We start from the raw sequence: 20,209 nt of genomic DNA, 5'->3' as shown, positions 1-20,209 counted from the left end.
GTTACTGCGCGGGCGTGGGCAGCGGCGGAATCGCCTCTGTCGGCGCCGGCAGGCTCGGATTGGTCGGCGCCGGGGCCGGCTCGCTTGCCGGGGTCGGGGCCGGCTCTTCCTTGGGTGCAATCGGTGCCGTCTCGGCGGGCGGCGTCACCGTTTGCGAAGCAGCCGGCGCTGCCGGTTCTTCCTTCGGTGCCTCGACCTTCTCGGCTACCGGCGCCGCCTTGGGTTCCGGCACACCGAGGTCAGCCTTGGGCTTCTCGGGGATATGCTCGGCCTTCTTCACTTCCTGCGGCAGGAATACATCCACCAGCGCGAAATAACGGTCGTAGAACTTGGGCGCCGAGACCGTCTCGCTCGCCACCTTGACCATCGAGTCATCGGTGGAGCCGATCGGCATCGACACCGAGCCCAGCACACCCACACCGAGGCTTGCGGAGTTGTTGACCTTCTTCAGCGCATAGCGATCCTGCAAGGCGTTGGCAAACATCGTCGAGTGGTTATTGCCTTTGCCGTCATCGGCACACACCACGTTGAAGCTGATCTGCAGGTGTGTCTCGCCGGTCTGCTGAAAGCTCTTGTTACCCACGACCAGCTTCGGATCGCTGCTGGTGATGATGTAACCCTGGCTCAGCAGGGCACGCCGCGCCGCTTCGCAGGCCGCCACGTCGCTGACCGGGTAATCACGGGAGAACGTACCGGAGTCGTCGAAATTCTCATGTTCATAAATAGCGGTCTTGGGTGACGAGCAGCCCGCGGCGCCCGCCAGCACCAGCGCCAACCCGAGGCTACGCAAGTGAAATGATGTCGACATCGAAAATCCTGAGGAAAACAGTCCGGGCGGTATTGTGCAACAGAACGGGGTCCTGGCGCGCGCATTCCTGTCGGTAAAACGTCACAGGCCTACAGGACGGTGCCCGCAGGAAAAAGCCCGGCGCCCATATGGTCAATGAACACGCGCAGTTTGGCTGAGGCATGGCGACTTGCTGGCCATAACATCCAGAAGCTGCCGCGGTGCTCGAGAAAGTCATCCAGCACCCGCTGCAAATGCCCTTGCTGCACCGCGTCCCTGACCATGTAGTCCGGCAGGCAAGCGATGCCCAAGCCTTCATGCACCACATGGTTGAGCGATTCAATGGTGGTGCTGACCAACGGTGTGCGCAAAACGGGTTCTGCGGCGCCTGGCACAGGACGCAATGGCCATGGTTCCAGCTTGCCGGTGGCGCAGAATTTGTGGCGCAGGCACGCGTGGCCGGTCAAGTCCCGGGGCTGCTGCGGGGTGCCATGTTGCTCGAAATAGCCTGGCGTCCCCACCAGCACCAAACGGTAGTGCCCCAGATGACGCGCCATCAAGCGCGAATCTTCCGGCCTGCCTGTACGAATCACCGCGTCGAAGCCTTCTTCAATCACATCCACCATGCGGTCGGAAAAATCCACATCCAGTTCGATGTCCGGGTATGCACGCATGAAATCGCTGAGCACCGGCATCAACAGCCCACGCACCTGCGGCACGCTGATCCGCAACTTGCCGCGCGGCGTGAGAGTGGCCTCGGTCAGTTCCTGCTCCGCAGCCTCGACTTCGGCGAGAATCCGTCGCGAACGCTCGAGAAACAACGCCCCCTCGCTGGTCAAGGTGATGCTGCGCGTATTGCGGTGAAACAGGCGCACACCCAGGCGCTCCTCGGTGCGTGCGATGCTTTTGCCCACCGCCGAGGAAGACACGCCAAGCACACGGCCAGCGGCGGTGAAGCTGCGGGTTTCCGCGACCTGCACGAATACCGAAAGACTGCTCAGGCTGTCCAATGGGCTACCTATCAATTGCGGACGTGGGTGTCCGATAAGTTCGGAACCTTAGCCTGTTTTTCCGCAGCTCACAGCCCCCTACCCTGCTTCCTTGTCTTTCTTCATGGATAGCGTGCGATGAGCAACAGCGCTGCATTAACCGATTCCGCCTCTGCCAACCCACGTCAGGCTCTGCCGCTGGGTGGCTTGCTGGCGTTGGCTTCGGCCGGTTTTATCACCATCCTCACCGAGGCAATGCCCGCCGGGCTCCTGCCGCAGATGAGCGACGGCCTGGGCGTCTCGCCAGCCCTGGTGGGCCAGCTGGTCACCCTGTATGCCCTCGGCTCATTGCTCGCAGCCATTCCTCTCACGCTGCTGACCCGAGGCTGGCGACGACGGCCGTTACTGCTGATTGCGATCGGCGGCTTTGCTTTGGTCAACAGCGTGACAGCGTTTTCCAGCCATTACGGGGTGACTCTGGTGGCACGTTTCTTCGCCGGGGTCTTCGCCGGTCTGCTCTGGGCGCTGCTGGCGGGATATGCCAGCCGCATGGTTGCGCCAAACCTGCAAGGGCGGGCGATTGCCGTGGCGATGCTCGGCGCGCCCTTGGCTTTGTCTCTCGGTGTGCCGGCGGGCACATTCCTGGGCACCACCGTCGGCTGGCGCCTGAGTTTCGCAATCATGACCGGGCTCACGCTGTTGCTGCTGATTTGGGCGCGCTGGCAGCTGCCGGATTTTGCAGGCGAACCTGTGGGAAAACGGCTGGGGCTGCGCCAGGTCCTGAACTTGCCAGGCATTCGTCCGGTGCTGTGGGTGACCTTTACCTACGTGCTGGCCCACAACATTCTCTATACCTACGTGGCGCCACTGCTGGGCCCCGCCGGAATTGCCGCCGAGATTGATCGTGTGCTGCTGGTATTTGGCCTCGCCGCGCTACTGAGCATCTGGCTGGCGGGCGCACTGATTGATCGATGGTTGCGGGTGTTGCTCGTGGCCAGCTGTGCGCTGTTTGGCTTGATCGCCCTGGCGCTGGCGTTCTGGATCGAGTCGCCACGGGTTGTCTACGCCGCCGTGGCGTTATGGGGTCTGGCGTTCGGCGGCCTGCCAGCGTTGCTGCAAACCGCACTGGCCAAGGCGGCCGGTGCATCGGCGGATGCAGCGCAGTCGATGCTGGTCACGGTGTGGAACCTTGGCATTGCCGGCGGCGGGTTGGTCGGTGGTGTATTACTTCAAGGCTGGGGCGTCGGTGCCTTTGCGTGGGCGGTTGTGCTGCTGATGTTATTGGCTTTGATCGCCAGTCTGAAGAGCAGGTAATAAAAAGCCCCCGGTCCTTTCAGAGCGGGGGCTTTGTACTGCAAACCGACATCAGAATTTCTTGATGTCAGCCTTGCTTTCCAACTGCTTGCGGTAGGCAGCAAAGTCTTGCTGACCGATACGGGAAGCGAGGAAGCGGCGGTATTGCGCCTTTTCTTCGTCCGTAGGCGCAGCGGCTTCGTTGACGCCGTTCAAGCGCACGATCACCAGACTACCGTCCGCCAGGGTCACGGTAGTGAAGGTCGGCTTGTCCTTGCTCGCAGGCTTGGGCATGCGGAACAAGGCTTGCAGCACGGCCGGGTCGATCGCTTCCTGGCTACGGGTAGCCGCTTCAGTGACTTTCCAGGCCTGGCCGTCGATCGGCTGGTTCAGCGCAGTTTTGCCATCACGCAGGCTGGCGATCAACTCGTCAGCATGAGCCTTGGCAGCCGCGCTGGCGCGCTCCTTGGTCATCTGCGCACGGATAGCGGCAGAGACGCTTTCCAGTGGCAATTGCGTAGGCTTCAGATGCTCTTTGGCCCGCAGCACAATGATGGTTTCCGGGTCCAGCTCAATGGCGGTGCTGTTGGCACCCTCATCCAGCACTTCCGGGCTGAATGCAGCTGTGACCACCGCGCGGTTGGCGGCAACACCTTCGCCACCTTCACGGCCAAACGGCGCCGAGGTGTGCACGGTCAGCTTCAGGTCAGACGCCGGCTGAGCCAGGTCGGAGGCTTCGAATGCCGCATCTTCCAATTGCTTGGTGGCCTCGACAAAACGTTGCTCAACCTGCTGAGTCTTGAGCTCGCGCGTCAGCTTGTCTTTCAGGCTGGCGAACGATGGCACTTGCGGTGCTTCAACGCCCAACAGCTTGATCAGGTGCCAACCGAAGGTGGTACGTACCGGCGCTGACACCTGGTCCTTGTTCAAGGCATACAGGGCAGTTTCGAAGTCAGGATCGTAGACGCCAGGGCCCGCGAAGCCGAGGTCACCGCCATTGGTGGCCGAACCTGGGTCTTGGGAGAACTCCTTGGCCAGGGCGTCGAACTTCTCACCCTTGGCCAGGCGTGCCTGGATTTCCTCGATCTTGGCCTTGGCTTGCGCGTCGGTGGTCTTGTCGTTGACTTCAATCAAAATGTGCGCGGCACGACGCTGTTCAGCGAGGTTGGCGGTTTCTTTCTGATAGGCAGCCTGCAGCTCATCGTCCTTGACCGTGACCTGATCGAAGAACGAAGACTTCTTCAACTCCAGATAGTCGATAACCACCTGATCGGGGGTCATGAACTCTTTGGCGTGCTGGTCGTAGTAAGCCTTGACCTCATCGTCGGTGAGCTTCACCGCCGCAGGGTCGGCCTTGATGTTGACGGTGGCGAAATCGCGGGTCTGTTTTTCCAGACGGGCGAATGCCAGCACTTCAGCGTCGGTGACAAAGCCGCTGCCGGCGAGACCTGCGCGAACCTGGCCGATCAGCATTTCCTGGGTCAGCATCTGACGGAATTGCATACGGCTGTAGCCCAGTTGACGGATCACCTGGTCAAAGCGTTCAGCGTTGAACTGGCCGTCCACCTGGAATTCCGGCGTCTGCAGGATCACTTGGTCAAGCGCCGCTTCAGAGAAGCCGAACTTGGAGTCGGCAGCACCTTGCAGCAGCAGTTTGCGATCGATCAGACCCTTGAGGGCTGCATCGCGCAGCAGTTTTTCGTCCAGCAGGGAAGCATCGAAATCCTTGCCCAGCTGTTGCATCAGCTGGCGACGTTGCATGTCGACGGCCTGGCTCAATTCGGTTTGGGTGATCTCTTCACCGTTGACCTTGGCCACGTCCTGTTTGTTGTTGGTCGAAGCCTGGAAAATGGCCTCGATACCGGTGAACGCCATCAATGCGACGATGATCCCGATAATGGTCTTGGCAATCCAGCCTTGTGAATTGTCCCTGATATTTTGCAGCATGCGTCCCCCAGAAACGGTTGATCTTCAAAAATTAGGCAACCGTGGAGCGTGGGTAGAGTCCGGATAGAAGAAAGGCGCATCCGAGGATGCGCCTTCTCGTAACTGGCGGAGCGGACGGGGGTTTGAAAGCACACCCCAGGCCCTGGCGACCCGATGGATACGTGGGTCAGCTGCCGCTCCGCTGCCAGGCCAGACCTGCGTCTGACCCGGGTAGGTAAGGCTTGAGCGAAGCTTAGTTAACGGCTTCTTTCAGGGCTTTACCGGCTTTGAAACCTGGTTTCTTGGCAGCAGCGATTTGCAGTGCTTTGCCAGTCTGTGGGTTACGGCCAGTGCGAGCTGGGCGGTCGGTCACAGAGAAAGTACCGAAGCCTACCAGTACTACAGAGTCGCCGGCCTTCAGAGCGCCAGTGACGGATTCGATTACTGCGTCCAGCGCACGGCCAGCAGCAGCTTTCGGGATATCAGCGGATGCGGCGATAGCATCAATCAGTTCCGACTTGTTCACTCTAAGTCCCCTTATATATCTATTGAGTATGATTCTAAGTTTTTTGGTGAAAGCAAAAACCAGTGCTGAATGGCCTACAGACACTTAAGAGCCGCTTTATAACAAGGGCTCTAAAAAGCTGTCAAGGAAGCCACCCGGCTTAATCGCATTAATGCGTGCTAATTCTTTCCTTGGAATCAGACTCGCGTTTTTCATCCTTCGAGACTATCTCCGGAGCCACATCTGGCAAGGGCTCCGGCGCGTATTGCAGCGCAATTTGCAGGACCTCGTCAATCCATTTAACCGGTTTAATCTGAAGATCCTGCTTGATGTTGTCCGGAATTTCCTTCAAGTCGCGAACATTCTCTTCAGGAATGATCACCGTCTTGATACCCCCCCGGTGTGCAGCGAGCAATTTCTCTTTAAGACCGCCAATGGCCAATACCTGGCCACGCAGGGTGATTTCCCCTGTCATTGCCACATCGGCTCGCACAGGGATGCCGGTCAGTGCCGATACCAGTGCCGTGCACATGCCTACGCCAGCGCTGGGACCGTCTTTGGGCGTCGCCCCTTCCGGCATATGGATATGGGTGTCGTGCTTCTCGTGGAAGTCCAGGGGAATCCCCAGGCTCTTGGCGCGGCTGCGCACCACGGTCTGCGCGGCAGTGATGGATTCGACCATCACATCACCCAGCGAACCGGTCTTGATCAACTGGCCTTTGCCCGGGATCACGGCGGCTTCGATGGTCAGCAATTCGCCGCCCACCTGCGTCCACGCCAGGCCCGTCACCTGCCCTACCTGGTCTTGCTGCTCGGCCAAACCATAACGGAATTTCTTCACACCCAGGAAGTGTTCAAGGGAGTCGGCGACAACCTTCACAGAGAAGCGTTTTTCCAGCGCGTGTTCTTTGACCGCCTTGCGGCAAATCTTCGCAATCTGGCGCTCAAGGCCCCGTACACCCGCCTCTCGCGTGTAATAACGCACGATGTCGCGAATCGCTTCGACCTCAAACTCGATCTCGCCTTTTTTCAAGCCGTTGGCTGAAATCTGTTTAGGCGCGAGGTATTTGACGGCGATGTTGATCTTCTCGTCTTCGGTGTAACCCGGCAGACGAATCACCTCCATCCGGTCCAGCAGCGCTGGCGGAATATTCATGGAGTTGGAGGTGCACAGGAACATTACGTCGGACAGGTCGTAGTCGACTTCCAGGTAATGGTCGTTGAAATTATGGTTCTGCTCGGGGTCAAGCACTTCGAGCAATGCAGAGGCTGGATCGCCGCGCATGTCGCTGCCCATTTTGTCGATTTCATCAAGCAGGAACAGCGGGTTGCGCACGCCCACCTTTGTCATCTTTTGAATCAATCTTCCTGGCATCGAACCGATGTAAGTACGGCGATGGCCACGAATTTCCGCTTCATCACGCACACCACCGAGGGCCATGCGCACGAATTTGCGGTTAGTGGCGTTGGCGATGGACTCAGCCAGAGACGTTTTACCGACCCCAGGAGGCCCAACAAGGCACAACACCGGACCACGAATTTTCTTCACGCGCTTTTGCACGGCAAGGTATTCGAGGATGCGTTCTTTGACTTCTTCGAGGCCGTAGTGGTCGGCATCGAGGATGTCTTCAGCGCGCGCCAAGTCCAGGCGCACTTTGGTCTGAGCCTTCCACGGCACCTGCACCAGCCAGTCGATGTAGGAACGCACCACGGTGGCTTCGGCGGACATTGGCGACATTTGCTTGAGCTTGTTCAGCTCAGCGGTGGCCTTGGTCAGCGCGTCCTTTGGCAGGCCGGCAGCATCGATGCGCTTTTTCAGCTCTTCGATTTCATTGTGGCCGTCCTCGCTGTCGCCGAGTTCTTTCTGAATGGCCTTCATCTGCTCATTCAGGTAGTACTCGCGCTGGCTGCGCTCCATCTGTTTTTTCACGCGACCGCGAATGCGTTTCTCAACCTGCAGCAGGTCGATCTCGCCATCCAGCAAAGCCAGTACGTGTTCAACACGGGCCGGCAAGTCGATGATTTCGAGGATGTCTTGCTTCTGCTCGATTTTCAGCGCCATGTGCGCGGCCATGGTGTCGACCAGGCGGCTTGGCTCATCAATGCTGTTGAGAGAGGACAGGACTTCAGCCGGGACTTTTTTGCCCAACTGCACATACTGCTCGAACTGCGAGAGCAGGCTGCGCACAAACACTTCAGATTCGCGCTCAGGGGCTTCGACTTCGTCGATCAGCGCCACTTCGGCGCGCAGGTGGCCATCTACCTCCATGAAACGCTCGACCGCACCACGTTGCTCACCTTCCACCAGCACCTTGACGGTGCCATCGGGCAGCTTGAGCAATTGCAGGACAGTAGCAACGGTACCGACGCGATACAGGGCGTCTTCGCCTGGATCATCATCAGCAGGATTTTTCTGGGCCAACAGCAGGATCTGCTTGTCGCCCGTCATCGCGGCCTCGAGGGCTTCGATAGACTTCTCGCGCCCCACGAACAGCGGGATAACCATGTGCGGATAGACGACGACATCACGCAACGGCAGGAGAGGCAATTCGATGGTTGTCTTCATGATTTCGCCTCTATGACAGTTGAAAAGTAAGCTTGAAAACAAGATGGGGGCTGCATGCAAAAAAAACAAGCTCAATGCCAGCAGTTAAACGCATGAATAAACGCGAATTAAAAAAACTGCTGCAAAAAACAGCCCCAAAAAAGAAGGGGCCCCGAAAGGCCCCTTGCTTGTACTGCAACTGCAAAACGCTTAAGCGTCAGGTGCAGCCTTGGCAGCCGGCTCACTGTTTTCGTAGATATACAGTGGCTTGGATTTGCCTTCGATAACGCTTTCGTCGATCACCACTTTACTCACCTCAGACTGCGAGGGGATTTCGTACATGGTGTCGAGCAAAACGCCTTCGAGAATCGAGCGCAAACCACGTGCACCGGTCTTGCGCTCCAGTGCCCGCTTGGCCACTGATTTGAGTGCGTCGGTACGGAACTCGAGGTCTACACCTTCCATCTCGAACAACTTGGCGTATTGCTTGGTCAGGGCGTTTTTCGGCTCGGTGAGGATCTGAATCAAAGCAGCCTCATCCAGCTCGTCCAACGTGGCCAGGACCGGCAGACGGCCAACGAATTCCGGGATCAGACCGAACTTGACCAGATCGTCAGGCTCGACTTCACGCAGGGACTCGCCCACCTTCTTGCCTTCTTCCTTGCTGCGCACTTCCGCACCGAAACCGATGCCGCCACGCGTGGAACGTTGCTGAATAACCTTTTCCAGACCGGAGAACGCACCGCCACAGATGAACAGGATGTTGCGCGTATCAACCTGAAGGAATTCCTGCTGCGGGTGCTTGCGGCCACCTTGAGGCGGTACGGAAGCAACCGTGCCTTCGATCAGTTTCAACAGAGCCTGCTGCACGCCTTCACCCGATACATCGCGGGTGATCGACGGGTTGTCGGACTTGCGCGAAATCTTGTCGATTTCGTCGATGTAGACAATACCCATCTGGGCCTTCTCTACGTCGTAGTCGCACTTCTGCAGCAGTTTCTGAATGATGTTCTCGACGTCCTCACCCACGTAGCCAGCCTCGGTGAGGGTGGTGGCGTCGGCGATGGTGAACGGAACGTTCAACAGGCGAGCGAGGGTTTCTGCAAGCAAGGTTTTACCCGAGCCTGTAGGGCCGATCAGCAAGATGTTGCTCTTGCCGAGTTCGACTTCGTCGCCTTTCTTGTCACGCTGGTTCAAGCGCTTGTAGTGGTTGTACACCGCTACGGCCAAAACCTTTTTTGCACGCTCTTGACCAATCACATACTGATCAAGGATGCCGCTGATTTCTTTAGGCGAAGGCAATTTATGCGCGCTGCTTTCGGCCTGAGCTTCCTGCACCTCCTCGCGGATGATGTCATTGCACAGGTCGACGCACTCGTCGCAGATAAACACCGAGGGGCCGGCAATCAATTTGCGTACTTCATGCTGGCTTTTGCCGCAGAAGGAGCAATAGAGCAGCTTGCCGTTGTCCTCGCCGTTGCGGGTGTCAGTCATTCGTTCGATCCAAATCCGATAGGCTTGCAACACAAGATGAAGGCTTATGCGGGCTTTTTCAAGCCCGCCGGTGGTCGGACATGCCGACCAGCCCTATTTTGAGGTGCTTATATTAAGCGGGGCGCTTTTCGATCACTGCGTCGATCAACCCATACGCGCGTGCAGCTTCCGCGCTCATGAAGTTGTCGCGATTGGTGTCACGCTCGATTTCTTCCAGGGTGTGCCCGCTGTGCTTGGCCATCAACGTGTTGAGGCGCTCACGAATAAACAGGATTTCCTTGGCGTGAATTTCGATGTCCGACGCCTGGCCCTGGAAGCCGCCCAGCGGCTGGTGAATCATCACGCGCGAGTTAGGCAGGCAGTAACGCTTGCCCTCGGCGCCCGCGGTGAGCAGGAACGCGCCCATGCTGCAGGCCTGACCGATGCAGGTCGTCGACACGTTTGGCTTGATGAACTGCATGGTGTCGTAGATCGACATACCCGCCGTCACCGAGCCGCCCGGGGAGTTGATGTAAAGATGGATGTCCTTGTCCGGGTTTTCCGCTTCAAGGAACAGCAGCTGCGCGCAGATCAGGTTGGCCATGTAGTCCTCTACAGGGCCGACCAGAAAGATCACTCGTTCCTTGAGCAGGCGCGAGTAGATGTCATAGGCGCGTTCGCCACGAGCAGATTGCTCGACAACCATCGGGACCAGGCCGCCAGCGGCCTGGATATCAGAGTTCTGCTGAATATAGGAATTACGGAACATGCTCTGCAGTTACTCCCAAATAGTCATGTCTTGAAAACGCATAAGCCAGCACGAGGCTGGCTTATGGTTGTATTTCGAACGAGTTGGACAATCAGTCGGCTTGTGCTGCTTCCGCCGGTTTGACTGCTTCTTCGTAAGAGACCGCTTTGTCGGTCACCTTAGCCTTCTGCAGAACAGTATCCACAACTTGTTCTTCCAGCACAACCGAACGTACTTCGTTCAGTTGCTGGTCGTTCTTGTAGTACCAAGCCACGACCTGCTCTGGCTCCTGGTAGGCGGAAGCCATTTCCTGGATCATTTCGCGAACGCGATCTTCATCAGGCTTGAGGTCGAATTGCTTGACCACTTCGGCCACGACCAGACCCAGCACGACGCGGCGCTTGGCTTGCTCTTCGAACAGCTCGGCCGGCAGTTGGTCAGGCTTGATGTTGCCACCGAACTGCTGAACCGCTTGAACGCGCAGGCGATCCACTTCGTTGGACAGCAGAGCCTTAGGCACTTCGATCGGATTGGCGGCCAGCAGACCATCCATGACCTGGTTCTTGACCTTGGACTTGATGGCCTGACGCAGCTCACGCTCCATGTTCTTGCGAACTTCGGTGCGGAAGCCGTCGATCCCGGTTTCCTTGATACCGAATTGAGCGAAGAACTCTTCGTTCAGCTCTGGCAACTTAGGCTCGGAAACACTGTTGACGGTCACGGTGAACTCGGCGGCTTTGCCGGCCAGGTCCAGGTTCTGGTAGTCAGCAGGGAACGTCAGGTTCAGAACGCGCTCTTCGCCGGCTTTGGCGCCAACCAGGCCGTCTTCGAAGCCAGGGATCATGCGGTTGGAACCCAGCACCAGCTGAGTGCCCTTGGCGGAGCCGCCAGCGAATACTTCGCCGTCAACCTTGCCAACGAAATCGATGTTCAACTGGTCTTCGTTCTGAGCAGCGCGATCGACCGCTTCGAAACGGGTGTTCTGCTTGCGCAGGATTTCCAGCATGTTGTCCAGGTCGGCATCGGCCACTTCAGCGCTCAGGCGCTCTACAGCGATGTCTTCGAAACCGGCAACGGTGAATTCCGGGAACACTTCGAATACGGCAACGTATTCCAGGTCTTTGCCGGCTTCCAGGGATTTAGGTTCGATCGAAGGCGAGCCAGCCGGGTTCAGCTTGTGCTCGACAACAGCTTCGTAGAACGAAGCCTGGATCACGTCACCTACAGCTTCCTGACGCGCATCGGCGCCAAAACGACGCTTGATTTCGCTCATTGGCACTTTGCCTGGACGGAAACCAGCGATCTTGGCCTTTTGGGCAGTCTGCTGCAGACGCTTGTTGACCGCAGTCTCAATACGCTCTGCCGGCACGGTGATGCTCAGGCGGCGCTCGATAGCAGTAGTATTTTCAACAGAAACTTGCATGGATATTCCTCGTTGCACAGACGTTAGCCGGCCGTTTCCGACCCCAGAATCAAGGGCATGCATTCTAGTGGGTCAAACTCAAGAAGTCACCCTACTGAAAACGGGTAGAAAAACAGCAGGCCATTTATAGGTTCAAGTGCACGCATGCACTTCATCCCGTTAGCAAATACAGCTCATCACGCCGAGGCTCTGCATCAGCCTTCTATATATAGAAGAGCGTGGACGCCCAACCTTGGCGACCGACCTTGCACGCAAGGCCGAAGGGCGCGGCAGCAGCATCGAGAAACACAAATACGACGAAACGCCCCACCCTGGAAACTCAAGACACTTAAACAAAAACGGCACAGCCCTTTTCAGGTACTGCGCCGTTATTCGCTATTAAATAGCTGCACTGACCCCGAAAGAGCCGGGAATCAGTTCTACACGCTCAAAACCGGCAACGATTCTAACGCCAAGGCATTGAGAATGCTTGCTTTTTCTTGGCGTCAAGCCACAGCGTCGACAGACAGGAAATTCTGAGCACAAAAAAAGCGCCAGATCATTGATCTGGCGCTTTTTCTGAATATGGGGTGGACGAAGGGGATCGAACCCTCGACAACGGGAGTCACAATCCCGTGCTCTACCAACTGAGCTACGCCCACCATATAGCGCTACTTGTGCCAAAGCTGCCTAATGGCGCACCCGGCAGGACTCGAACCTGCGACCATCCGCTTAGAAGGCGGATGCTCTATCCAGCTGAGCTACGGGCGCCTGATTAATCTGTACTCTTGGAGGATTACAAACTAAGTGCTTCCAGCCTTGCACGACAACAATTGTGCTTGACCTTCTTAACCAGTGCTAGGCTGCGCCCGACAAGTGCGACGAATAGTATAGACGCCTCGGAAACCCGTCAAATCTTTTTTGAAAAAAATTCATTTTATTTAAGGGGTTAGGGCAATTTGCAGACCAAGCGCCTTTGCCCTCACGTCTTGGCATGCGAGAATGCGCGCACTTTTCTTCCCCCTCTCGATGGTTAATCACGCGTAATGACTGCACAACTTATCGACGGCAAATCAATCGCCGCCAGCCTGCGCCAGCAGATCGCCAAACGAGTCACCGAGCGTAGCCAGCAAGGCCTGCGCACGCCTGGCCTCGCGGTGATCCTGGTCGGCAGCGATCCTGCCTCTCAGGTTTATGTCTCGCACAAGCGTAAAGACTGTGAAGAGGTCGGCTTTATTTCCAAGGCCTACGACCTGCCGGAAGACACCACCCAGCAGGCCCTGACCGACCTGATCGACAGCCTCAATGACGACCCGGGCATCGACGGCATCCTGCTGCAGCTGCCACTGCCCGAGCACCTGGATGCCTCCAAATTGCTGGAGCGCATCCGCCCGGACAAAGACGTCGACGGTTTCCACCCTTATAACGTCGGCCGCCTGGCCCAGCGTATCCCGCTGCTGCGCCCGTGCACCCCGAAAGGCATCATGGCCCTGCTGGAAAGCACCGGTGTCGACCTGTACGGCCTCGATGCCGTCGTGGTCGGCGCGTCCAACATTGTCGGGCGCCCGATGGCCATGGAGTTGCTGCTGGCTGGCTGCACCGTGACCGTCACTCACCGTTTCACCAAAGACCTCGCTGGCCATGTCGGCCGCGCCGACTTGGTAGTCGTGGCTGCCGGCAAACCCGGCCTGGTCAAAGGTGAGTGGATCAAAGAAGGTGCCATCGTCATCGACGTCGGTATCAACCGCCAGGAAGACGGCAAGCTCGTCGGCGACGTGGTGTACGAAACCGCCCTGCCCCGCGCCGGCTGGATTACACCAGTGCCAGGCGGAGTGGGCCCGATGACTCGAGCATGCCTGCTGGAGAACACCTTGTACGCGGCAGAAACACTGCACGACTGATAAGTGCCTGTTATAAAAAGCCCCGCCTGATCGCGGGGCTTTTTATTGGGCGCAATTAACGAACGACGATGCGTCGTACCTGCCTTGGCAGCTTGTTCAGCGGGTCGCAATGCTCTCCCCTGGCCAGCCTCGCTTCCAACGATGGCGTCATTATCGCCGGTGGCACTGGCAGAACCGCGTTTACACGCCTGTTCACTCTGGACCAGGCGCGTAGCCCGGAGTGCACCGATGCACTCATCGAAACACTCAATGACCGAGCGTTCGAGCTCGACCTGAAAGTGGGCTGTTTATGCTTAAGCACCCTACCTGACTATGTGGGCAACTTCACCCGTCACACACTGGTGAAATCGTCGGCCTAAAGCCGCTTTGAAAAAAACCTGGCGCGATGAGCAGGATTTTTAAAAACCGGTACAACCCTGACCAATCATCGGCTTACAGCCTTTATTTAAAGGCCTCTATCGCTTTCTGATCCATACTCCTAATATTAATTTCGTGTATTCGTAAGTTTTCCAAAGTGGCCAAACCCAGCAAATTCAGGGGTTTGGCCACTTTGGGATACCCACCATTCGATAGCGGAACGCAGTCAGTGGTACAAGAATTGGTACGAGATCCATCCCCACCCCGGCGTCCTGCCGACCGAACACGACCCTCCCAAATAACACCGGTTGCTAAGCTGTTCACTCCACCAGAGAAACGCAAATGCCAAACTCAAACCTACTCCCTTCACTGTTGGAAGATGTGGTTCCAGCCACTGTTACGGTGGGCAGCGCCCATAAAAAGCCTGCAGCTCTACCTCGGTGAGCTGCAAAAGATGATCTGCGAGCAGTATCTACCTGCGTTCGAGGAGGTCGGCTCTAAGCCGTGAAAATCTACGTCTCACGCAACCACATCGAATGTGTGTTGGCCAAACGCTTACCAAAGGTTAGCGTGATGGCTGAACCAAACCGCAGAAACGCAAAAGCCCCGCTAATGCAGGGCTTTCGTTTGAATCTTAACGGTAGACCGGGGAGTCGAACCCTGGAGATGCTATCAACGTCCGACGGCTTTCAAGACCGCTATGCAACTGCCCGCAGGCCGTGGCCTTTTAATGTTCATTGATTCGCGTGAGGCGAGTATTGCACCAGAGATGGACGTCTTTTTCAGTATTTCCCTCACTGGCAAAAGACTCACCCTCACGCGGAATCATTACTTGGCTTGGCGAAGCACGAGCTCCGAGAGACGGGTCTTAACCCGGAAGCAGAACTCGCGAATTTGAAATTGATAAGCGGGCATGACCATGTGGTTTAAATCGGGACCTAATGAGTCTTTGATTTCCATGTACTTGGCCGTCTTGGCAGCAATGGCCTGGTATTCCGCCTCGTATTTGTTGTAAGACACTTTGTTGTAGACCTTTAAGACATCCAGCTCTTTACGGCATTGCTCAGCGCGATTTTGGTTCAGGTCTGTTTCTGATTCTGCCTGCGCGGATTCCGGAGCGGCAGGGACATGTGAATCAGCACGGGCGTTCGCAGGCGCAGCCTCGTAGCGGACTGTCCAGTTTTCTGGAGTGGTGTGTGCGACTTCAGGGGGGGCTTCCTGGACGACGGCAGGAGGTGGAGCCACGTCAGGTTTTTCTGGCGTTTTCGTAGCGCATCCCGAGAGGGCCAGTCCTACCACTACAACGATGCCACACATTTTATCCATCGGTTCCACCAATAGTCCATTACGGTTGGCTGAGTCGTTAGGTTCTGGGTAAAAGTAATAACTCACTCAATGATCGAGTGAAATTTTCTACCAGCCTCAAGGCGCTCAGCCCCTCTTCCTTGAGTACGCAGATAAACGATAATAGTAAAAAAACAAAAACATGACGAGTAAAAGCTCGCCAGAAAGGCTACAAATTTAATCGGTTAAATTAGTGTGGGGCCACGCTGCGCATGCGCCTGGTGGTGGCCCGTGTAAATCGCAGCGCCGATGGGGATGGCTGCCATTGTGGGCCAAGGGCAAGCGCCCCGAACCAATTGACGCCATTATAGGGACGGTCACCAAATGGGTTTACCGAAGGATTGGTGAGGACGCCAAGCCCTTCGAATAGTCAAGGTTTCGGCCCCCATGAGAAACCGTCTTACGCCATCAACCCCCAGAAACGCAAAAGCCCCGCTTTCGCGAGGCTTTTGTGTAAATCTTGGCGGGAAACTAGGGATTCGAACCCTGGGAACGCTATTAACGTTCGCCGGTTTTCAAGACCGCTATGCAAACTCCAGCGGGCCGGGTCGTTGAAGGCCTGCGGAGTTCCATTACTCAGGAAAAGTGACCGGGCTACAGACCGCATTCTACAAGGGGTGCGGTTTTAGTTTTGGAACTGTTTTTGCCCCTCCCCGGCGTTCTGCCGACCGTACACCAACCCAACGATTTTAAGTAATAGCGGGCTGGCTTTTCAGGCTTGGCCAACTTCCTCCAGCGCAGCATCCCCTCGAAATCTGACCTCTTCTTTTATCTCCGCAATGAGCCTGGCGATTGCGCGGCTAGATCCCAACGTTTTTGGATCAACCCCGGCGACCGTCAACAATTCCTGCTGAGTCATAGGGTCGATCAACTGAATGTTGAGTGAGTCATACCTGATCGAGCACACGCACCTAGTGGGAAGGAACGCCGTCTCAATTATATGGCGTAACTCTAAGGTAGAGATCATCACGTGACCCTTTAAAACCAATGGATAGAGGCCTTTCGGCGCGGCGATGTGGCTTAGGGAACCTAAATGTAAAAACGTTCAAGTTAGTACATGTTAGTTTGATTTTTGAGACGTGGTTCACGCAACGTAGCCACCCTGGCAGCCGCCCGTCGCATGGCCATGGAGCCTAGAAGGCAAAAGCTTAGTTCACCTGCTGCTACGCTGTTCACTCCGCCTGAGGAATGCCGATGCCAAACATTGATCTACTACCTGCTTTACTATCAAAGCTCTACGAAAACCAACTGGCCCTCGAGGCGTCCATCTTGGAGCTATCGAATTGGGTGGAGCAGCGCGGCTCCGCCGAAGTCGCTGAAAACGTACGCGGCGCCCTTTACACCCTCGACCACAACCAGGAATTTATAAAGATGACCTTGGCCGTCCTCATGACACCGGAATGAACGCCTCTCGTCGCCTGAAATCGCGTCGTGCTTAGATCTCGATTACTGTATGAACATACAGCTATCGGATTGATTCACCATGCACTCTATTGACGAAGACACCTCAGCGTGGCTTGGCTGCCCTACGCCTCTGGAAATGTACAAGCACCAGTGCGCCCTACTCGAGGACGAGATCACACAGACTCAGGCCCTCCTGCGCAAAGCACGGTGGAACATTGCTGGCCTGGTGCAGATGAACGATGTGCTGGCTACGCGTTTAGCCGAAGTAAAGGAAGTCCTAAAAACGGCTCAGGTGGAAGTCGAGCAGCTCAAGGAAAGATGCTCAGAGCCTGCCATCCTCAGCATGAAACTTGTTACGGAACAGCGCGACTATCTTCTCAGGGAGAATCAGCGGCTAATGTCGGAGCTCAAGCGCGCCGAGGCTCCCTCAACCTAAGTCGTCGGCATACGCGTTCAAGGCATCATTTACCAACTTACCCCACTGCGCGCTGTCAATAAGTCCGTGATCCTTGAAGACATTCGCAGCATGTTCGCTGGCTTGATATCGTTCTTGCGAAGATTGGAGTGTGCGCGCTGTGTCATGACTCGGCGTGACTGACAGAGCTAATGCTTCAAGCTCAATTTTGATCGCCATGAGGAATGCTCTGGATAAGTGCCTACGGTGTAGAGGCCACCTGCTGATCAGACGTTCCATCAAGCCGGACGAGCGGAGAAGATTATGTGCGGAAGACTTACCCAGTACCGGGGGATTCACGACTTCATGGCAGCGTTGAACATGCCTAACGCCCTGGCAAACTCTGTCGGTGAATTGCCACTGGAGCGTTACAACGTAGCCCCAACAACCCAAGTCGCCCTGCTCCACCTACAGGGTGACCTGCTGCACGCCGACATGGTGCGCTGGGGATGGCGGCCACACTGGGCCAAGGACAGGGCCGCGCCGATCAATGCCCGCGTCGAGAAAGTAGCCCACGGACCGTTCTTTCGCGCGATCTGGCCGCACCGAGCAATCACGCCCATCGATAACTGGTTTGAGTGGGTTGACGAAGGTGGCCCAAAAAAGCAGCCCTACCTGATCCGGCGCCGCGATGGCGCTCCGATCTTCTGCGCTGCCATCGGCCAACTGCCCGACGCTGATGAAGGCCTATGCGAGCACGACGGTTTTGTCATCATCACCGCCGACAGCGCCGGAGGCATGGTGGACATCCACGACCGGCGGCCGGTGGTGCTGACGCCCGACCTTGCTCGTGAATGGCTTGACCCGGCCACGCCCAAGGAGCGCGCCGAGCAGATGGTGCTGCATCAGGGAGAGCCGTCGGAGGTCTTCGAGTGGTTCAAAGTCGATACGGCCGTGGGGAACGTGAGGAATAAGGGGCCAGAATTGATTCGGCCTTTAGATTAATTGGGGTAGAAGTATCAAATGACAGTCACCACTGTGATGACCCAGCCGAGGGTCAGCAGTATTGAAAGACCCGCAAGCCGCTTGTCCATGGTGCCCGTCAATAAACTCAATGATCGCAGTACGAACGCCGCGGGAAAGACTAGATCATATGCATCAGCGCGCAACAGCAGGCGCAGATCCCCATCTGGGCATATCGCGGGTAAAGAAGTCTCAACAATCAGATGCTTGGGCCGATAGCATGGAGTGAGCACCCAGCGCTGGGAAAATTGAGAAATGGTTAAGCGGATTTAGGTTATGAACGATATTTATTTACTTGTAGAACACGGCAGAGATCAGGGTGAGGTTTATATTTTAGGATGGTTTGACGACAAAAAAAGCGCATCGGACATCGCAGAGGCGAAGGAATGGCAGGCGTACAGAGATGCTTTGAATGCCGAGAGCTCTTGGTCTCTTCAAGCGCCAATTCCACCTGATCAGACTAAGTATCGCCGCTATTGGGTTCAAGCCGTTTCAAAATTTGAGATGGGTCAAACTCACCGAGCATCGGCCGGCCACTGAAACTCATAATTTTTCAACTACCTGCTGATAGCGCCTTCGCATAGGCCTGGCACGCCCGCAGCGCGATTACGGCATTATCCCCATCGTCGGTGATGGCGATAATTCGTTGCGCATGCGCTGGGTCAAGTTGGGCTCGACGGGCTGCATGAACCACGCCGACGGCGCCGGGGGCGGTAGGCACTTCGCAGCCACTGGCTGAATCCGTGGCGTCGAGAAGGACTGACAACCGCACATCAGCAGTAGCAAGGCGGTCACGCAGCAGAGCCTGGTTGCGCTGGGCATCGTATAATTCCTTCGTATGTTGTTGGTCTTGGGTAGCGAGCTGATGCTCGGTGGCCAAGCGCTTATCTTGCTCGGCCTGCTGCTGACGCCAGGCCTCGCCGGTGATTGCGTCGAGGTCTTGCTGGTGCGCGGCGCCCTGCTCGGCAAGCTTCTTCCCCATGCGCCAGTCCTGCACCTCCCAGGTGGCGAAGGCTGTACCGGCCATCAGCGCCAGGACCAGCAACACCAGGCCACCCAGCTTCTGCACCGGCGTCATGCCAGCACCTTCAACGCCCTGTCGTACAGCGCCTGACGATCGGCTTGCCCGGTGAGCCCGCCGTTAATGCGCTTGGTGATCTTCGCGAAGTCCTTCTGGTCTGCCAGCGTGTTCAGTCCTCGCGTGGACCAAAACCACGCTGCCGACATCGCGGCGTGCTGGGGCAACTCCAGAAGCTCAGGCGTACTGATCAGGTCCAGGCCCAGCGCCTCGCCGCACGCGGCATAGTTCGCCCGGCCGGTAATCTGGATCAGGCCACGCCCACGGAACTTGGAGCCATCACCCTTAACGATGTTTCCCAAGTCGGCGCGGCTTTCATAGCCGAGTTGCTGCGCCGTTGGCCCCCAGATCTCGCGCACGTAACGCAACTGGCCAGACTCATGCCCGATCTGGGCGATGAATGCAGACACACGCAGAGTGCCGACAATGCCATAGCGGCCCATGGCCGTATTCAGCGCAGAAACAAAAACGCCGGCTTGGCGGCCAGCGTTCGGGAGGATCTGCAGCAGCTGCTGCTCGGTGATCGGCATACTTTTCTCCAGGCGAAAAAAAACCCGCGACTTGGCGGGCGATACGCTTTCTATATACTGCGGTGAATTATCGGAGCGAACAGGAATGGATCCCATGAAATACGCAATACTTCTCTTAACCGTCTTTACTCTTGGCGGCTGTGAAACGTACAGCGGCGGACAAGACGGCCCCGACATTAAGGCCGCAGGACTCCAGATCCGTTGCGATGAAGCCCCGGTGAATCAGCCCGGCTGCTATTCCCCGCCACCCTCTTGGTGGAGCATGCTACCAAGCCATTTTTTCATTCGTGGTAGCGGCTTTTGATGCTTGCAGCGGTGGGAATCCTTTCTCCAGGCGAAAAAAAACCGCTCAATGGCGGCCGTGGTCTTCGGGCTTCGTTCAGGCTTCAGGAGTGGAGGGTTCTTCCTCCACTTGAGTTATCTGTGGCATCTCCACCACAGGAGCGTCCGGGACCAGGATGTGCAAAGTGATCATGTGCTTCAGGTCATACGGCTTGTCGTCCTTGGTCG

Annotated in this window: 20 protein-coding genes and 2 tRNA genes; 7 read left to right on the top strand and 15 right to left on the bottom strand. The window is 56.8% G+C overall.

The window, feature by feature from the left end:
- Position 1: 1 nt before the first annotated feature.
- Positions 2–808, bottom strand: a complete 807-nt coding sequence (locus AACV02_RS11945) for a DUF2242 domain-containing protein (RefSeq protein WP_106578841.1) — start codon at positions 806–808, stop codon at positions 2–4.
- An 89-nt stretch (positions 809–897) separates the two neighbouring features.
- Positions 898–1,797 carry a LysR substrate-binding domain-containing protein gene (locus AACV02_RS11940; protein ID WP_119739774.1) on the bottom strand — a complete coding sequence of 300 codons (900 nt, stop codon included), beginning with the start codon at positions 1,795–1,797 and terminating at the stop codon, positions 898–900.
- Positions 1,798–1,914: 117 nt separating this feature from the next.
- Between AACV02_RS11940 and AACV02_RS11935 the strand changes: the two genes are divergently transcribed.
- Positions 1,915–3,090 (top strand): MFS transporter, encoded by a 1,176-nt coding sequence (locus AACV02_RS11935; RefSeq protein WP_119739772.1) that lies wholly within the window; start codon positions 1,915–1,917, stop codon positions 3,088–3,090.
- A gap of 51 nt (positions 3,091–3,141) precedes the next feature.
- On the opposite strand, the gene AACV02_RS11930 is transcribed toward AACV02_RS11935, so the two are convergent.
- The 8 genes from AACV02_RS11930 to AACV02_RS11895 all read right to left on the bottom strand — a co-directional run bounded on the left by AACV02_RS11930 (position 3,142) and on the right by AACV02_RS11895 (position 12,439).
- On the bottom strand, positions 3,142–5,016 hold the full coding sequence (locus AACV02_RS11930) for a SurA N-terminal domain-containing protein (RefSeq protein WP_106578844.1): 1,875 nt from the start codon (positions 5,014–5,016) through the stop codon (positions 3,142–3,144).
- 232 nt (positions 5,017–5,248) lie between these two features.
- On the bottom strand, positions 5,249–5,521 hold the full coding sequence (locus AACV02_RS11925; protein ID WP_003174819.1) for an HU family DNA-binding protein: 273 nt from the start codon (positions 5,519–5,521) through the stop codon (positions 5,249–5,251).
- A gap of 148 nt (positions 5,522–5,669) precedes the next feature.
- Positions 5,670–8,066 (bottom strand): endopeptidase La, encoded by a 2,397-nt coding sequence (gene lon / locus AACV02_RS11920; protein WP_119739770.1) that lies wholly within the window; start codon positions 8,064–8,066, stop codon positions 5,670–5,672.
- A 189-nt stretch (positions 8,067–8,255) separates the two neighbouring features.
- A complete protein-coding gene (gene clpX / locus AACV02_RS11915; RefSeq protein WP_017136464.1) occupies positions 8,256–9,539 on the bottom strand; it encodes an ATP-dependent Clp protease ATP-binding subunit ClpX in 1,284 nt (427 codons plus the stop codon).
- Between the two features lie 112 nt (positions 9,540–9,651).
- Positions 9,652–10,287, bottom strand: coding sequence for an ATP-dependent Clp endopeptidase proteolytic subunit ClpP (gene clpP / locus AACV02_RS11910; protein WP_083357884.1), 636 nt, complete (start codon positions 10,285–10,287; stop codon positions 9,652–9,654).
- Between the two features lie 91 nt (positions 10,288–10,378).
- A complete protein-coding gene (tig, locus tag AACV02_RS11905; RefSeq protein WP_106578847.1) occupies positions 10,379–11,689 on the bottom strand; it encodes a trigger factor in 1,311 nt (436 codons plus the stop codon).
- Between the two features lie 565 nt (positions 11,690–12,254).
- Positions 12,255–12,330, bottom strand: a tRNA-His gene (locus AACV02_RS11900).
- A 32-nt stretch (positions 12,331–12,362) separates the two neighbouring features.
- Positions 12,363–12,439 (bottom strand) — tRNA-Arg (locus AACV02_RS11895).
- A gap of 275 nt (positions 12,440–12,714) precedes the next feature.
- Here AACV02_RS11895 and folD point away from each other — a divergent pair.
- A complete protein-coding gene (gene folD, locus AACV02_RS11890) occupies positions 12,715–13,569 on the top strand; it encodes a bifunctional methylenetetrahydrofolate dehydrogenase/methenyltetrahydrofolate cyclohydrolase FolD (RefSeq protein WP_119739768.1) in 855 nt (284 codons plus the stop codon).
- A gap of 68 nt (positions 13,570–13,637) precedes the next feature.
- Positions 13,638–13,928 (top strand): hypothetical protein, encoded by a 291-nt coding sequence (locus AACV02_RS11885; RefSeq protein WP_119739765.1) that lies wholly within the window; start codon positions 13,638–13,640, stop codon positions 13,926–13,928.
- An 826-nt stretch (positions 13,929–14,754) separates the two neighbouring features.
- On the opposite strand, the gene AACV02_RS11880 is transcribed toward AACV02_RS11885, so the two are convergent.
- Positions 14,755–15,261 (bottom strand): hypothetical protein, encoded by a 507-nt coding sequence (locus AACV02_RS11880; RefSeq protein WP_256680491.1) that lies wholly within the window; start codon positions 15,259–15,261, stop codon positions 14,755–14,757.
- Between the two features lie 721 nt (positions 15,262–15,982).
- Positions 15,983–16,237, bottom strand: a complete 255-nt coding sequence (locus AACV02_RS11875; protein ID WP_119739763.1) for a DUF1652 domain-containing protein — start codon at positions 16,235–16,237, stop codon at positions 15,983–15,985.
- A gap of 227 nt (positions 16,238–16,464) precedes the next feature.
- Between AACV02_RS11875 and AACV02_RS11870 the strand changes: the two genes are divergently transcribed.
- Positions 16,465–16,674, top strand: a complete 210-nt coding sequence (locus AACV02_RS11870) for a hypothetical protein (protein WP_119739761.1) — start codon at positions 16,465–16,467, stop codon at positions 16,672–16,674.
- Between the two features lie 79 nt (positions 16,675–16,753).
- Positions 16,754–17,110, top strand: coding sequence for a hypothetical protein (locus tag AACV02_RS11865; RefSeq protein ID WP_119739759.1), 357 nt, complete (start codon positions 16,754–16,756; stop codon positions 17,108–17,110).
- Here the strand turns inward: AACV02_RS11865 and AACV02_RS11860 are convergent.
- Complete coding sequence (locus tag AACV02_RS11860) at positions 17,102–17,308, bottom strand: hypothetical protein (RefSeq protein WP_119739756.1); 207 nt, start codon at positions 17,306–17,308, stop codon at positions 17,102–17,104. The genes AACV02_RS11865 and AACV02_RS11860 overlap by 9 nt on opposite strands.
- Positions 17,309–17,392: 84 nt before the next feature.
- Between AACV02_RS11860 and AACV02_RS11855 the strand changes: the two genes are divergently transcribed.
- Together AACV02_RS11855 and AACV02_RS11850 are read left to right on the top strand one after the other, a co-directional pair.
- Complete coding sequence (locus tag AACV02_RS11855) at positions 17,393–18,073, top strand: SOS response-associated peptidase family protein (protein WP_119739754.1); 681 nt, start codon at positions 17,393–17,395, stop codon at positions 18,071–18,073.
- Positions 18,074–18,367: 294 nt separating this feature from the next.
- Positions 18,368–18,631, top strand: coding sequence for a hypothetical protein (locus tag AACV02_RS11850; RefSeq protein ID WP_119739752.1), 264 nt, complete (start codon positions 18,368–18,370; stop codon positions 18,629–18,631).
- Between the two features lie 13 nt (positions 18,632–18,644).
- Here AACV02_RS11850 and AACV02_RS11845 read toward each other — a convergent pair whose 3' ends face one another.
- Together AACV02_RS11845 and AACV02_RS11840 are read right to left on the bottom strand one after the other, a co-directional pair.
- The gene (locus tag AACV02_RS11845; protein WP_119739750.1) at positions 18,645–19,169 is read right to left on the bottom strand and encodes a lysis system i-spanin subunit Rz; all 525 of its coding nucleotides are present in this window, start codon (positions 19,167–19,169) and stop codon (positions 18,645–18,647) included.
- On the bottom strand, positions 19,166–19,699 hold the full coding sequence (locus AACV02_RS11840; RefSeq protein ID WP_119739748.1) for a glycoside hydrolase family 19 protein: 534 nt from the start codon (positions 19,697–19,699) through the stop codon (positions 19,166–19,168). The genes AACV02_RS11845 and AACV02_RS11840 overlap by 4 nt, the downstream gene beginning before the upstream one ends.
- Positions 19,700–20,209: the final 510 nt, after the last annotated feature.

It is taken from the genome of Pseudomonas sp. Larv2_ips, from assembly GCF_963879675.1.
Classification (GTDB): Bacteria; Pseudomonadota; Gammaproteobacteria; order Pseudomonadales; family Pseudomonadaceae; genus Aquipseudomonas.
The sequence above is the reverse complement of the archived record's forward strand: the minus strand, read 5'-3'. Positions and strand labels throughout refer to the sequence as shown.